Source organism: Paenibacillus sp. FSL F4-0100, from assembly GCF_037993005.1.
GTDB lineage: Bacteria > Bacillota > Bacilli > Paenibacillales > Paenibacillaceae > Paenibacillus_AQ.
Window position 1 is genome coordinate 434,358 of record NZ_CP150303.1, and the last position, 15,917, is coordinate 450,274.

Genomic DNA, 15,917 nt, shown 5'->3' on the forward strand with positions numbered 1-15,917 from the left:
CCACTTAGGGCTAGGTCTATCGGAGGTTTTTTTACATTTAGCATACTTTAGGTTAGAACTCCCAAAACATCTCTGGTATATATAGTAAATAAGGCTACAGAATTTAATAGAATAGAGGAGTGAAAACCTGAATGCGCATTCGATTACATAGGTGCCAAAAGCAGCTAAGTATGTTTATGGCTATCGTAATGCTCCTGAGTATCATCGTTCCTTTCAGTTCCATGAAGGTGGCTGAGGCTGCTCCCCAACATGATCAGGTTGTGATCAGCCAGGTATATGGCGGCGGCGGGAATAGCGGGGCCATTTATACGCATGATTTTATCGAATTGTTCAATCCGACCGGCAGTCCGGTTGACCTTACAGGCTGGAAGGTACGTTATGCAAGCGCAGCAGGCAGTTTTAACGGCACGACCTCTTTAACTGGTATTATAGAGCCTTATTCTTATTATTTAATCCAACAACAGAGTAGTGGCTCGGTAGGTGCTACTCTACCGGCGCCTAATGTTCAAGGATCGCTGAACTTGAGCGGCTCTAACGGCAAAGTAGATCTGGTAAACGCCGCGGGCGATCGTATCGACCTCATTGGCTATGGATCGGCTTCAGAATCTGAGACGAGTCCGACCGTAGCTTTATCTAACAGTACGGCTGCGATCCGCAAGGAATTGACCGTTGGTCAAAATGACCGCGGCCACGACACGGATAACAATGCAGCGGATTTTACCGTTACCTCACCGGAGCCCCGGAACAGCGCGAGTCCAGCTACGCCGGTCACTCCGGGCACGGGCTTGGGAATGGTAACGGCTAATCCGGAGCCTAACGCCTGGCCTGCCGGTACGAAGATTACGCTGTATCCGCCTACGGTAGGGGCTTCCGTCTATGCGGATGTGTATCTGTCCGGCGGAAACGGCTCCGGCTTCCAGCTCGTCAACGGCCCGATCACCATAAACGAGCCTACGCGAGTGGATGCCTATGTAGTCCAAGATGGCCTGCCGGATGGGCCGGTCTCCTCGTTCCAATATGATATTTTAACGCAAACGTCTGTCGCTGAAGCCCGCAGCAAGGCAAAAGGAGAGCATGTCTGGACGGAAGGCGTCATTACGCATATCGAAGGCAGAGAAACCTACATTCAAGACGACGCAGCAGGTATTGTTCTCTATGACTACCCCCTCAATGCCAGCGTTGGCGATCGGGTGAGCGTGGCCGGCGTGATGGAGATTTATAACAATCTTCAGGAGATCAAACCGCACGCCTTGCTGCCGCATGACGTGACAGGGAACCAAGTCGGAGTGCCGCAGGCTCTCCCAATTACCGGAGCTGATCTATCCCAAGCTGCAGGGGAGACTTATGAGGCAAGGCTTGTCTACTTGGATGATGTGACTATCAAATCTGAGAACAGACCTGGCGAATACACGGCCGAGCAAGGTGGGCATGAATTCATCATCTATTCCGGATTGTCCAAGCTGAAGACGGTGAAAACCTTCAGCCGCGTCACGGGCGTGGTCAAGCAGTTCGGCAACATCTATGAGCTGATCCCTCTCGGCGAGCATGCCTTAATCGAGGAGATGTTCTCCGTGATTGCCAGTCCGGGTGCGGGACCGATCATCATCGGGGGAACGGTGGCGCTGTCCAGCCCTACGCAAGGGGCGAGCATCTATTATACGCTCGATGGGTCAGACCCGACGCAAGCTAGTACACAGTACAGCTCACCGATTCAAATAGACCGTGACACGACCATCAAAGCGGTTGTTGTCTCGGGTGCAGATGTGAGCAAGGTATACGAATTTGCTTATAAAGTTACTCAGCAGCCGCGCATCGCGGATATTCAAGGCGAGGACCATACTTCGCCGTATACAGGACAGACGGTAACTGATATTGAAGGTGTTGTAACCCAATATGGTTATACGTTCTCTAACGGCAATATCAAGGGATTCTATATCCAGGATCCGAAGCCGGATTCCAATCCGAATACCTCGGATGCGATTTTTGTGTATTCCACAGATCCAAGCCGGCCTCAAATCGGAGATCTGGTGAGCGTAACCGGAAAAGTGGCCGAGTTTAACGAGGGAAGCTCCAGTAACTTGACCTCCACCCAAATCGAGCTGCAATCCATCAAGAAGCTTGATCAGGCTCAGCAGCTGCCCGAACCGGTTACCTTAGGTAAAGGCGGGCGCCCGATTCCTGCCGCCATTATCGATAATGACAGCATGACAACGTTCGATCCGGACGAAGATGCCATCGACTTCTACGAATCTCTGGAGGGCATGCTGGTCAGACTTCCGCAGCCAACGATCATTAGTCCGTATTGGACAAGCAGCGGAACCTACAACATTGCGACCCGGGTCGAGAATGATACCGCGGATGTCATTACGCCTGCGGGCGGTCTCGTTCTGAAAGAACAAGGCAATTTCAACCCGCAGCGTCTTATAATTGCTTACGGCAATCCGGGGCAAGAAGTAAGCACCGGCGATACGTTTGCCAATGATGTGATCGGCGTAATCGGTTATAACAGTGGTAATTTCAAGGTGATTCCGGCTAAAGGCGAGTTGCCTGCAATCAACAGCAGCTCTTTTAAGCAAGAGGTATCCACTATCGACGTGAATGACAGACAGCTCAGAGTGGCGACGTATAATATCGAGAATTTCTATCCGGGTGTTAGCTCCGCTAAAATCAACAAGCTGGCGGAGTCGATCGTAAACAACATCAAGTCTCCGGATATTATCGGTCTCGTAGAAGTACAGGATAACAACGGAGAGCAGAACAATGGAACTACCGCGGCAGACCAAAGCTACCAGACCTTGATTAACGCCATCAAGGCAGCGGGAGGACCCACGTACAGCTTTACCGACATTGATCCGGTGAATAATAACGATGGGGGAGCGCCGGGAGCGAACATTCGGGTCGGGTTCCTCTACAACGCGGATCATGTTCAGTTATCCGACAGCGTTCAAGGCAAAAAGGGCTCCTCGACGGAATCCGTTGCGTATGATGCGGCAAAGGATCAGTTAACCCTGAATCCGGGCCGGATTGATCCGCTGAATGCGGCATTCAACGCGTCGCGTAAACCTTTGGCCGCACAGTTCGAATTCCAGGGCGAGAAAGTGATCGTCATCGCGAATCATTTTAACTCGAAATCCGGGGACCAAGGACCATTCGGCAATACCCAGCCGCCGGTTCTCTCCAGCGAAACGCAGCGCCATCAGATTGCAGCGGTCGTGAACGGGTTCGTGAAAGACGTTGTGTCCGCTAACCCTGATGCGAACGTCGTCGTTCTGGGAGATTTGAATGATTTCCAATTTACCGAGACGGCGAACATTTTGAAAGGAAACGAATTAGACAATCTGATCGATACCCTTCCGCTCGAGGAGAGGTATACCTACACGTATGACGGGAACTCGCAGGTGCTGGATCATATTCTCGTCAGTAAGAATCTGACCCGCTCAGCGCAAGCCGATGTCGTTCATCTGAATGCCGACTTCCCGGTTTCCAAGGGTCGCGTATCGGATCATGATCCGGTTGTCGCGCAGATCGACCTGAAGGGAGAAGCCGTGGACGGCTTCCCGCTGACGATTTTGCATACCAATGACACGCATGCCAATCTGGACACCGTAAACTCGCCGGATAACATTGCGCGCCGGGTGACGGCGATCAAGGAAGCCAGAGCAAACGCGGTCAATCCTCTGCTCGTGGATGCAGGGGACGTATTCTCCGGCACGCTGTATTTTAATCAATATTTGGGACTGGCGGATCTGGAGTTCATGAACCTGGTTCAATATGATGCCATGACCTTCGGTAACCATGAGTTCGATAAAGGATCTGAGGTGCTGAACGATTTCATTGAGCATGCGGAATTCCCGTTTGTTTCCTCGAACGTGAATTTTTCGGCCGATGCTTTATTGACCCAGAAATTCAAGAATGAAGTGACCCGGGATGCCAAGGATGCAACCATCTACCCGGCCATCATCATGGAGGTAGACGGGGAGCAGGTTGGCCTCATTGGACTTACAACCGAAGACACGGCGAACATCGCTTCGCCTGGAGACGTCACCTTCGATGATGCGGTGCAAAAGACAAGAGACACCGTGGCGATGCTGCAGAAGGAAAGCATTAACAAAATCGTCGTGCTGTCGCACCTCGGTTATGACGTGGACGTTAACCTTGCTAAGGAAGTTGAAGGCATCGACATCATCGTGGGCGGTCACAGTCATACCAAGCTGGATCAAGCGGTCGTAGACAGGTCGGACAGTGAACCGAAGCTGATCGTGCAGACAGGGGAAAAAGGACAATTCTTAGGTCGGTTTGAGGTCGTATTTGACGACGAGGGTGTTCTGCAGGAGTGGAACAGTAACCTCATTTCCGTTGACGAGAAAGATAGTGCCGGCCAATACGCGGTACAGCCGGATCCCGAAGCCTTGCAAATTCTGAACACCAAATATAAGCCGGGCGTGGAGGAACTAAAACAAACGGAAGTCGGTTTGACCGAAGTGAAGCTGAACGGCGTTCGTGCCGACGTGCGGACGAAGGAAACGAATCTTGGCAACCTGATTGCCGATGGCATGCTGGATGCGGCGCAAGCGGCCGGCACGAATGCGGTCATCGCCCTGCAGAACGGCGGCGGGATACGCGAATCCATTGAGGCAGGCAAAGTCACAATGGGTGACGTGATGACGGTGCTTCCGTTTAACAATGATCTGGTCACGATTACGTTAACGGGCGCCGAGATTAAAGAAGCCATGGAGAACGGGGTTTCCAAGACGCCGGCACAGGACGGGCGCTTCCCGCATATCGCGGGCATGAAGTTTATCTATGACTCCACCAAGCCGGTTGGATCACGCGTCCTGCGTATCGAGGTCAAAGGCAAGAACGGATACGAGCCGATCGATATGAATAAATCCTACGAGGTAGCGACGAACGCGTTTACCGCTAAAGGCGGCGACTTCTATGCTTCGCTCGAGAAGGCTTATCTGGAAGGGCGTGTGAACCTGCTCTATAAGCCTGACTATGAAGTATTCTCGAACTATGTGAAAAAAGTAGGCACCATCACAGCCAAAACCTCCGCCGTCGAAGGACGGATTACGGACTTGAAGGGAGCGCCGCTTCCAGGAGGACCTGATCCGGGCGGACCGGGAGAGCCTGGACCGGGGAACCCTGGGAACCCGGGCACCCCTGGAACTCCAGGACCGACGACGCCTCCCGTGAATCCTTCGAATCCTGGCACGACACCTCCGGTCGAACCAGGCAAGGTAAAGGTTCCGGTTAAGGTGGAGAATGGTGTGGCAACAGGCAGCGTCACTGGGGCTGCCATGAAGGAAGCACTGAAACAGCCTGTTGGCGGGAAAATTACCGTAGAGGTAACAAGCACGCAGCCAATCTCTTCTTCATCCGTTACCATCGAGAATGAAGCGCTCCAGGCATGGCTTGATCAAACAAGCGCACAGGTGCTGGTGGTAGCGACGCCTTACGGAAGCTATGAGCTTCCGAAGAAGGAGATCAATCTCCAAGCTCTGGCTGCGCAAACCGGATCGGATATTAGCGGCCTTCACTTGGTCATTCAGCTTGAAGTGGATTCGGATGCTCTTAAATCAGCAGCTTCCAAAGGATATCATGCGCTGCAGGCTGTGAGCTACACCTTGACAGCGAAGTCCAGTAATGGCAAGACCATCACGCTCGGTTCATTCCAATCGTATGTGAAGCGGTCCCTGAATGTCGACAAAGCGCATGCTTTGACCGATATTGCGGTTGTTCGAGTGGGCGGAAACGGCAATGAATATACGCCGGTACCATTCAAGGTGAATGGTCAACGAATCGATATCTATAGCCGTACCAACAGCACGTACCTGGTGCTGCAGAACCCGGTAACGTTCCAGGATATTGCTACGCACTGGTCCAAGGCAGACGTTGAATCGCTTGCGGCCAAAATGATCGTAACCGGACGCACAGAGCAGACCTTTGTTCCGAACGCATCGGTCACTCGAGCCGAGTTCGCAGCGCTTGTCGTCCGGGCATTGGGCCTTTCTGCAGACGCTGCGTCAGGCAGCTTCCAGGACGTGGTGTCATCCGACTGGTATGCCGGAGCTGTCCAGGCAGCGGTCGATTCCGGTATCATTACTGGCTACACGGACGGCACCTTTAAGCCGAACCGGACGATCACGCGCGAAGAGATGGCGGTGATGGCCTACAACGCGCTGGAGTATGCCGGATACAACCAAGCCGACGCGGCAAAAGCCCATTTTGCCGATGCGACCTCGATCGGTGGTTGGTCCAAGACAGCGGTGTATGAATTGGCGGCTCTTGGTATTCTGAACGGAGACCAGAATCAGCGCTTCAACCCTAAATCGAGTGCCACCCGTGGGGAAAGTGCTGCTGTGCTCCATCGCATGATGCAGGATTTGACGTATACCAAATAAACATATTGTATAGCGGCTGGATGCAGATTGAGTTAGCAATCTACGTGAAATAAGCCGAAATAGGATCAAGAGGAGGGCTACCTTTAGGGGTAGCCCCTTTTTAAATCCGAAAAAACTATAAACAAAATGTGACCGATTCGCGTCCATAACTGTGTTAAGGGTAAAAGGAGGTCTAAAGGCGATGCAGATCGATTCGCTCCGGCCGGGCGGAGATATTACGGAAACCTATGAATTATACGGCGACATGCTTTTTAAAATAGCGATGGTGTACCTGGGAAACAAACAGGATGTAGAAGAAGCTATTCAGGAGACGTTTATGAAGCTGATATATAAATCACCTGAGTTCAGCAATCAGGAGCATAAGAAAGCTTGGCTCATTCGGGTGATTACGAACCATTGCAAGAACATGCAAGGAAGCCTGTGGCGCAAGCGGGTAACCAAAATGGAGCATATGAATGATTATTTTGTGGAGCCGACGGAACGAACCCTGATGGATAACGTCATGAGTTTGCCGTTCAAGTATAAGTCGGTGATCCATCTGTTTTATTACGAGGATTATTCCGTTAAGGAAATCGCCGGGATCTTGCAGATTAATGAGTCTGCGGTCAAGATGCGTCTTCAGCGCGGCAGGAAGCTGCTGCGCATGGACTTGGAAGGAGAGGACGATTGATGAATCGGAATGACTACAAAACATTGATAGATCGAATAGAACCTGATAAAGGATTGGAGGAGCGCCTGATGAAAGGAATGAAACAAAATCAGTATCAGACGACAAGAAGGAATCGGTGGGGTATGGCTGGCGTTAGTATGGCTGTTATGTTGGGGCTAGTCCTGGTTGTTTCAATAATGTTGAATCGTGAAGATGTTCCCGTTGTTACCTATACTCCGGAAACGCAAGGGACTGGAGAGCATACCCCGCCGACCGCCCAGGCCGGTCATGATCCGGTAACCATCCCGAAAATCGAGCTTCCGGGTGAGAGCAACGTCAAAGCCGACATGATCGGTTTGGTTGTATACCAGGGCAATATTTACACCCAAACAGGTACGCAAATCACGCCGGAAATTGCCAAGCAGCTGCGGGGCGACAAGCTCGGTCGGTCGAAATCAGGGATTACGGAGTGGAGCTCCTCCGATGATTACACGGAGCTTGCTTCAACAATCGGAGAAATGGACATTTTCTCGGTTAAGGGATATGACGCCGATTTTAGAATCATGTCCTACATGGAGCACGACGGAGAAGTCTATGCTGAATTGTATGAGCATCTAAACGGGATTACGGTGGCCAAGGGCGAGGATATCATAGGCAAGCTGAATCTGATGGGGAACATGACGTCTGTCAAATGGCAGGATTTCGACAGCTGGAACATGGGCGAGAATAAGCAACACGAGCTTTCTGGTGATGCGGCGGTGCAAGCTTTCGTCGAGGCGTTATACGAGGCGAAGCCGGTAGCGGCCGAACCTTTGTTTGAGCAAGGGATCTACGAGACCGGGTCGGGCGAGCAGAAGTTTCTATATATCCAGTTGCAGGACGGGACGGAGGTCCAGTTAAGATTGTTTAAAGGCGGCCAATATGTGCGATATGCCAACGCGCCTGTGTTCTTTCAATTGGAGGACGAGGCGTTCACCACGCTGTGGAAGCTGATGGAGGAGTAGGTCGTCCTACCGTTTATAGCAACGAAAAAAGGTAATGTAAAAAACTAGAGGCTATCCCTAATCGGATGGCCTCTAATCGTTGATGTAGGGTCGCTAATGGCGCCCCCTTTATCGCATGGCGGTCCCTTGCTATTCGCGTTCCGTCGATGATGGGCGGTTCGCTTTCACGAATGCACTCGGCGTCATTCCGAAATACCGGGTAAAGGCGCGGGAAAACGTGAACAAATCCGAATAGCCCAGGGATAAAGCGGTCTGCGTGATGCTGATGCCCTCGGCGGATAATAGGCGGGTCGCTTTCTCCATGATCAACTGCTGCATGTAGCGGGACGGAGAGATGCCGTATCGGCGGGTAAACGCGCGGGTAAAGTGACTGCGATGCACGCCGGCCCACGCGGCAAGCTCCTCCACGGACAGGTTCTCGGTACAGTGAAGCTGCATATACCCGGGGATGGATCCGAGCCAGTCGGATGCAGCAGAAGAAGGAGATTGGTGCCGGTTCGAATTGATGCTGTGGATCAATTGGAATCCCAATGACATCAGCTGAAGACTGTGGTCTAGCTGGGGCTGCCGGAGCAATCTCTGAATCTCCTTGATGATCGCCAGGGTATCGTCCCCGAAGGCGTTTTGTCGATAGGGCCGCTCCGGACATAAATCGATATGCTTCAATATGGATGGCATCAACTCGCCCATAAAAGCCGTCCAGGTGATCGTGGTAGACGGCTGCTCGCAGTCCTTGACATAGGTATAGACCGAGCCGGGGAAGAGGCAGAACAAGTCGCCTTCCGAGCGGAGACGCTACTGCCGTCCCATCCGAATTGCACCTTGCCGCTGGCAACGAAATGTATACTATAAAATCCGACGGACCGGGGACCGACTTTTTCGGTGAAAAAGGGGTGCGTACCGGATTTGTATATCCACAATCCCATTTTTGTCTCAAATGAAACCGGATTGTTAAAGTATTCTTCTCTGGATAGTCTTGGGTTCACTGTCACGTCTCCTCCTGCTTGCTGTTCCTGATCATTTTCTTATTGTTGCTACTATGCAACATATTGTATAACGATTGCAAGGATTGAGCATTCCTTGTGGGCCTGTCAAAGGGTACGATGATGAGGAACAAGTCGAACATAGTAGAGGTGAATTAAGATATGAAACAACCGAATTTTATCGTCGTATATTGCGATGATCTAGGGTATGGGGACCTTGGGTGTTACGGTTCGGAAACCGTGAAAACCCCGCACCTGGACGGATTGGCTGATGAAGGCATTCGTTTTACGAATTGGTATTCCAACTCTCCGGTCTGCTCTCCGTCACGAGCCTCTTTATTGACAGGCAAGTATCCGGTCAGAGCGGGAGTCGGTGAAATCCTGGGGGCGAAGCGCGGCTCGCATGGCCTGCCTGCCGCCGAGGTAACGTTGGCGAAGGCGCTTAAACCCGCCGGTTACAGAACGGCATTGTATGGAAAATGGCATCTGGGTCTGTCAGAGGAAACCAGTCCGAACGCGCATGGGTTTGATGAGTTTTTCGGATTTAAGGCGGGCTGCGTCGATTTTTACTCGCACATCTTTTATTGGGGCCAAGCCCATGGCGTCAATCCCCTTCATGATCTATGGGAAAACGAAACGGAGGTTTGGGAGAACGGCCGGTATATGACCGAACTGATTACGGAACGATCCGTTGATTTCATTAAGCGGTCTCGGGAGCAGAAGGCTCCGTTCTTCTTGTTTACGTCATACAATGCGCCGCATTATCCGATGCATGCACCACAGGAATACATGAACCGGTTTGCGCATTTGCCTTGGGATCGGCAGGTCATGGCCGCCATGATTGCAGCGGTGGATGACGGCGTTGGGGAGATTGTGAAGGCACTGAAGGAAGCGGGTTGTTATGAGGATACGGTCATCTTTTTCTCCAGCGATAACGGACCGTCCTCCGAGAGCCGGAACTGGCTGGACGGGACAGAAGACGTTTATTACGGCGGGAGCGCGGGGATCTTTCGCGGGCATAAAGCAAGTCTGTTTGAAGGCGGAATCCGCGAACCTGCCATACTAAGCTGGCCGAACGGATTGGAGGGCGGACAAGTACGCGATGAGGTGGCGGCCATGATGGACATCGTACCGACCTTTCTGGATCTGGCGGGCGTCGATCCGGCGGCGGGACCGCTTCAAGGCGTTGCACTGGATGGAAGCAGCCTGAAGGGGATGCTGCGAATGGGCGAGCCGTCGCCGCATAAGCAATTGTTCTGGGAGTATCAAGGCCAACTGGCTGTCCGGGAAGGGAAATGGAAGCTGGTGCTGAACGGGAAACTTGATTTCGACCGCGTGGTTCCGGATCAGGTTCATCTGTCCGATCCGTCCAAGGATCCCGGGGAGCGCTCCAACCTGGCGAACCATTACCCCGAGATCGTGGAACGGCTTAGCCGGGATGTGCGAGCCTGGTACGAGGAAGTGCAAAGTAACGGATCATAAGCGTGGATTAGAGCGAATCATATAAGCCTTAGCGATTATGCAAAAAAAAGCCCCGGCATCGGGGCTTTTTTCATATATGTTGGTGACAGGTATCAGCAGATTCCGGTAGCTGGGACCCTTAAAAAGGATTCAGCACATGGTAGAACACGTTCGGCGAAGCCATGCGATAATAATGACTGCACCAGCCGACCCCTTTGTGGTTGTCGCGGTTGGTCGTGCTGAACACCAGCCGTTTCTGCTCAAGCTCTTCAATGCTTGCCGTCTGTCCCTCAACGTATTCCAAAATGCGGAACGATGCGGTATCCAGGCGAGTAATGACGCCGCCATAGCGGATGTCGATGACTTCCCAGCCAAAGGGCTTAAACATCCGGTGCCACTGCGTGCGGTGGACAATGCGCAGCTCTTGAACGGCTTTGGAAATGGCAGGGAGCACGACCTTGGCCATATGCCTTAAGGTATCGGTGTCCTTGGTGTCATAGGCTTTCTTCAGCAAAATGCCAATCTCGCTTTTGCGTTTGAGGACGGCGCTCAACTTCTCTGGCATATCGAACAGATAGTCCAGCTCGGCGCTGCTATCGCGCTTCGCTCGCAGGTTTTGCTCCAGTTCGGCATAGTGGTTCGAGAGGTCCAGGCCTTCGATCTGTTTGTCGAACATCCCGAGGAGCACGTCCTGATACAGCAAAAATTTCGACGGGTTGCTCTGCTTGGCGTTGTTCGGCTCCTGGCCGGGGATTTCGTCCAGATCCTTAAGCAGGAGGAATGTATCCATATCGATGCCCGTACAGAATTTCACCCGTTCCGCCAACTGAATCGGGGACGGCTTCTGTTCCGAGTAGGCATGCTCGGCATAGAGCTGCAGACCGAGCAGCGCCGCGAACGGATTTCCTTCGTTGCCGTCATCGCCCCACATCGTGGCGTATACCTCGCGGATTCCCTCCTGCTTGCACACTTGAAGCGCAACATCCGAAGCGTTCAGTGACAAACCGTAGTTGACGCCGAAGGTGTTGAAAATCCAGACGGCTCCCGCAAACACGAGGTTGCACCCCAGCGGACGGTGATTGGCGATCAGCTTCTTATAGTCCTCCGGCTCCATATGGGTATAGTCCCAGTACACCATGTCCACGTCCTTCGGGATGCGGCGGGCCATATCCTCTGGAATCGACGTTTCCTTGTCGTAATATGCCGCATCGCCGCCTCCGCCGGCAGCGAGCTTCAGGAACATGTCGCTCCACATCATTGGCTTCAGGCCGCGCTTCCGGACGGCAGCCAGGACTTTGTCCAGATGGGCGATCATAATGTCGAAACGGCTCACATAACCGTTGTGATCCAAATATTTTCCCCGTCCGAGCTCCTCCGCTTCGTCCATCCCGATATGAATCTTGTTGCTGCGGAACGGAGCGCTGGCAGCCTCGATCATCCGTTCAATCAGGGAATCGGTCTGCTCGCTGCCGACAAGAAGGGCCCCCTTCGTATCACGGTAATGTTTGATGGGCTCCCACTTCAGAAACTCCTCCAGGTGCGCCAAGGTTTGGATGCTCGGGAAAGCCTCGATGCCGAATTGATCGGCATAATCGTCAATGGCTTTCAGTTCCGCTTGCGTGTAGCGACCGCGCATATAACCGAAATACGGCTCGCCTTCGATCTGGTAGGTATCCTCCATGTATAACATCACGCTGTTCATCCCCATCAGGGCCATCTTGTTCAGCATGAGCTTGAAGCTGTCCACGGTCAACACGGCGTTGCGGGACAGGTCGAACATCGGGCCGATCCGGTCAAATTGCTGACGTTCGTGAAGGTGGAACGTATCGCTTTGGCGGCTATGTTGAACCAGCAAGCCGAGTCCCCGGAAAAATTGATGTTTTCGTCCGTAACGAATATAGGTGTGAGTCCGGTCCCTGCCGACCTCCAGATCTCCATCCGACAAGGCTACCTCTACGGGGACTCCGTCCTCCCCGAGCTCTACGCCAAGCTCATCCAGCAGCAGCTGAATGCCGGGCATGACATCCGTAACAGCGCCCTCAAAACGAAATTTCATATGAAATCCCCCTGCATCCATGATTTTGCGAACATTAAACATTATATCATTATAATGTTTAATGTTATGGGAATCGTCGTGGGAAATCAATCATTAGTTTGAGAAAAGGTGCCGTTACAATTCATCATACTGGAAACGCTAATGTTCTCGCTTAAGCGAGAACATTGGATAACAAAGTAAGTGGTTATGTATATGAAAGGGGAATAGGTTATATTCAAGTATTCAATAATTTCCGTAAGCATGCTAACAAAGATAATTATAAACATGGGGGATATGTATGAAAAAGATATCATCCCGTTTCAAAAAAATAGTAATAATAATGATGATGATATGTGACATGAACGTATATTAGAGCTGAACCTATTTTTTTTAGTCCGGTCCAGTCCGGATTAATTTATTCTGGAGAAAGTGAGGTTACAACGAAACATTTACTGGACAATTCACGTCTGAATAGGAAAGTACTGTAAATAAAAAAATGATAAGGTGGGAATTTGATGAAGACACAAAGAAAAGTAATCATTTCCTTAATCGCATGTCTCTTATTTGTTCCTTCAGCAGCCTCAGCTAAAGAAGCAGAATTGAAGGCACCTGCTGTCAAAAAAGTGAAAGTCCAAAAAATCTGCCCTTCAGCCAAGGTCGAAAGAGAGAAACAAAAAGTGGAAGGGGAACGAACCGTGAAAGGTGCAGTAATCCTTGAACCATTGCAAACGCTCATGGACGACTATAAACTGAATAAAATAGAAGAACAGATCGAAGTAAGCATTATGCTTAGATATGATCTGAACATATCCAAACAAAATTTTTTGAAAACGAAGTTCGCTACGTTTAAGGAGGCTGTAACGGACAAGGATGGATTCGGAGGATACAGTTTTTTTGCCAAGTTGACAATCAAAGAAATTGAGGAAGTGAGTACATGGGATGAAGTATCCACCATGTCACTTCCATCGGATACGATGTCCATCTATTAAATATGTTGAGAAGCCCGTACTACGCCGATTCATTTGGCGAAGTATTGGGTCTTTTTTTTATGGTTTTCGGAAAACACCTTGACAGCCCCTTCGAAAATGTTGGACAAATTGAAAGAAAGACTTCAGGCTAAGACATTACATGCACAAGGGAAAATAGACGTAAGTATCATGCTGAATTACGATGCAGGGATGACGAAGGAAGAATTCATAGAAAGGGAATCGGAAATATTCAATGGAAACATCACAGATTTGAATGGTTTTGGTGGTTACAGTTTTTTTGCCACTTTAACAACCGATCAAATTGAACAATTGTTGCAATTGGATGAAATAGCCTCCCTTTCAACCCCGGACGATGTAGTGTCTGTATATGGTGAGCCGGACGAACAACAATCAGAAATCTATTTGAACGGTGCTACCGAGATGACTGGAATTAAAAAGGGAAGAAGTGACTACGGAGTAACAGGAAATCGTGATGGAAAGGCATCGTATTCCAAAAACGACTCAGTGATCGCAGTAATTGATACGGGTATTGATAGTGGACATGTTGATTTGAGTGGAGGCAAAATTATAGGTTGGAAGGACTTTGTGAATACATCCTCAACTACAGCATATGATGATCTGGGTCATGGAACGCATGTTGCCAGTATTGCAACTGGAACGGGAGCGGGAGATCCCGGAATAGAAACAGGGGTGGCCCCTGGTGCAGCTCTCGTGGGAATCAAGGTATGCTCAAGCAATACAAGTTGTTCTACCCAGAATATACTGAGTGCGTTGGATTGGATTGTTGCCAACAAGGACACATATGGAATTGATATCATTAATATAAGTCTAGGCAGTTCAGGATCGGCCAACACAAGCTTTTGCAACAGGGTGTCTACTGCGGCCAATAACGGAATACTTACAGTGGTGGCTGCTGGTAATACACCAACAGGATCGGACTATGGCTCACTTAATCATATGGCCAAATGTTCGGACGTGTTATCTGTTGCGAATGTGGCGGACCCTTACGAAGGAGGATGGTATCTAAATGCTTCGTCCAACCGGGGAACCGGATCGGAAGGTCCTACATTGGCAGCACCTGGAACTTCTATTCGCGCGGCTAAGGCAAACTCTACTAGCGAATATATTACATACACCGGAACTTCAATGGCAACTCCCATGATTACCGGATTAGCAGCTCTAATGCTTCATGCTAGTAATGGGAGCCTTAAATATGATTTTAAAATAGAAGATTATGGGATGTCGGGATATGATAAAGTTTATGGTAACGGGCTCATCCTAGGCCATCAAACGATTAAAGCTGCGTCAGGGTCTTCTACCGGTTCTTTCGATAACTATCGTAATCATATTCGAGCACAAACAAATATAGCAGCGAACAACATTAATTTATACAATATTAAGGTTAATAGCACAGATGCTTATTTCGCCAACACACTGATCATCAATGATGAAAATGGTGCAGACCTGGATTTGTATATATGGAAACCGGGGGTTGAGCCTATTCAGAATGGACAACTGAGACTAGATTTGGCGATCCAGAGTAGTACAGGAGTTCTTCCTCAGGAAACGATTAGTTTTAAGCCAACAGCAACGGGCAACTACACCATAGGGGTCCTAGCCTATAATTCAGCTACTTATGCCTTGGATTGGGCAGGGCAAATATCGGTTCCATGACAGATGTTTAGGATGAGAAATCCAAAACAACAGAACAAAAGCCGGCCCAACCTTATGGGGGCCGGCTTTTGTTCTGTTTGGTGGGCCCGGCAAGGGCGATAAATTGGCGATGAAAGTCCGCTACAGGCTTGGCGTAGGACTGCTAGTAAAGGCAAGAGTGTCCGCCGCGAGGCGGAATCTGAAGGAAGCCGGCGGCAAACCCTCGGTCTGACGAACAGAAATCATATACAATGCAGGATGGGACGGACGAACTTGCCTAACAAAGCAAAGCCCAATACTGCCAGAACCCCATCGCGTTAATGTAGTAGGTGGATGAGGGGAAGGTTATCTCTCTCACCCGGGGAGATCTCACAGACGTCAAGTAGGAAAAAAATCCGAACGGCGGAGTAAAGCTTGCTGTGAGAAGTCAGCAGAGGCAATACTACCGAGAAGTTTTTTCGGGAAGGGTCGAACAATCGTAAGTCTCGAGTATATACCGAACGGTACGTACGGTGGTGGGAGGGCCGGCTACTCTACTAATGGGTAGCCTCCTCTCCTATCCGATTGTTAGAGCTAGATGCTGCTGGAGGAATCCTCTCTTGAGTCGCAAAATTCATTATGAAAACAGGTCAAAATGTGGTTGACGAGAAGGAGCCTGGATACTACAATAAAAAATGCAAACGTTTTCACTATAATCGCTTTCATCTATCCTTGTTTCATTCTATATTTCGGACCACTC

General features: G+C 50.4%; 8 protein-coding genes. 6 read left to right on the top strand and 2 right to left on the bottom strand.

Annotation, left to right across the window (positions count from 1 at the left end):
- The first annotated feature begins 131 nt into the window (after positions 1-131).
- The 3 genes from MHH48_RS01980 (at position 132) to MHH48_RS01990 (ending at position 8,057) form a co-directional block, all read left to right on the top strand.
- Positions 132-6,404, top strand: coding sequence for a 5'-nucleotidase C-terminal domain-containing protein (locus tag MHH48_RS01980; RefSeq protein ID WP_076322521.1), 6,273 nt, complete (start codon positions 132-134; stop codon positions 6,402-6,404).
- Between the two features lie 181 nt (positions 6,405-6,585).
- Complete coding sequence (locus tag MHH48_RS01985) at positions 6,586-7,074, top strand: sigma-70 family RNA polymerase sigma factor (RefSeq protein ID WP_076322520.1); 489 nt, start codon at positions 6,586-6,588, stop codon at positions 7,072-7,074.
- On the top strand, positions 7,074-8,057 hold the full coding sequence (locus MHH48_RS01990) for a hypothetical protein (protein WP_076322519.1): 984 nt from the start codon (positions 7,074-7,076) through the stop codon (positions 8,055-8,057). The genes MHH48_RS01985 and MHH48_RS01990 overlap by 1 nt, the downstream gene beginning before the upstream one ends.
- Before the next feature lie 129 nt (positions 8,058-8,186).
- Here the strand turns inward: MHH48_RS01990 and MHH48_RS01995 are convergent, their stop codons facing one another.
- Entirely contained in the window at positions 8,187-8,831 is a 645-nt protein-coding gene (locus MHH48_RS01995) for an AraC family transcriptional regulator (protein ID WP_256720516.1), read from the bottom strand.
- Between the two features lie 371 nt (positions 8,832-9,202).
- Here MHH48_RS01995 and MHH48_RS02000 point away from each other — a divergent pair, with 371 nt between their 5' ends.
- Positions 9,203-10,522 (top strand): sulfatase-like hydrolase/transferase, encoded by a 1,320-nt coding sequence (locus MHH48_RS02000; RefSeq protein WP_076322518.1) that lies wholly within the window; start codon positions 9,203-9,205, stop codon positions 10,520-10,522.
- A 118-nt stretch (positions 10,523-10,640) separates the two neighbouring features.
- Here the strand turns inward: MHH48_RS02000 and MHH48_RS02005 are convergent, their stop codons facing one another.
- Complete coding sequence (locus MHH48_RS02005; RefSeq protein WP_076322517.1) at positions 10,641-12,557, bottom strand: beta-N-acetylhexosaminidase; 1,917 nt, start codon at positions 12,555-12,557, stop codon at positions 10,641-10,643.
- A 494-nt stretch (positions 12,558-13,051) separates the two neighbouring features.
- Between MHH48_RS02005 and MHH48_RS02010 the strand changes: the two genes are divergently transcribed.
- Positions 13,052-13,525, top strand: a complete 474-nt coding sequence (locus MHH48_RS02010; RefSeq protein WP_076322516.1) for a hypothetical protein — start codon at positions 13,052-13,054, stop codon at positions 13,523-13,525.
- A 96-nt stretch (positions 13,526-13,621) separates the two neighbouring features.
- Positions 13,622-15,199 carry a S8 family serine peptidase gene (locus tag MHH48_RS02015; RefSeq protein ID WP_144023443.1) on the top strand — a complete coding sequence of 526 codons (1,578 nt, stop codon included), beginning with the start codon at positions 13,622-13,624 and terminating at the stop codon, positions 15,197-15,199.
- The last annotated feature ends 718 nt before the right edge of the window (positions 15,200-15,917 follow it).

Excerpts from the sequence above, each read along its gene's own strand:
- MHH48_RS01980 (WP_076322521.1), top strand. The coding sequence starts at position 132 with ATGCGCATTCGATTACATAGGTGCCAAAAGCAGCTAAGTATGTTTATG.
- MHH48_RS01985 (WP_076322520.1), top strand. The coding sequence starts at position 6,586 with ATGCAGATCGATTCGCTCCGGCCGGGCGGAGATATTACGGAAACCTAT.
- MHH48_RS01990 (WP_076322519.1), top strand. The coding sequence starts at position 7,074 with ATGAATCGGAATGACTACAAAACATTGATAGATCGAATAGAACCTGAT.
- MHH48_RS02000 (WP_076322518.1), top strand. The coding sequence starts at position 9,203 with ATGAAACAACCGAATTTTATCGTCGTATATTGCGATGATCTAGGGTAT.
- MHH48_RS02005 (WP_076322517.1), bottom strand. The coding sequence starts at position 12,557 with ATGAAATTTCGTTTTGAGGGCGCTGTTACGGATGTCATGCCCGGCATT.
- MHH48_RS02010 (WP_076322516.1), top strand. The coding sequence starts at position 13,052 with ATGAAGACACAAAGAAAAGTAATCATTTCCTTAATCGCATGTCTCTTA.
- MHH48_RS02015 (WP_144023443.1), top strand. The coding sequence starts at position 13,622 with ATGTTGGACAAATTGAAAGAAAGACTTCAGGCTAAGACATTACATGCA.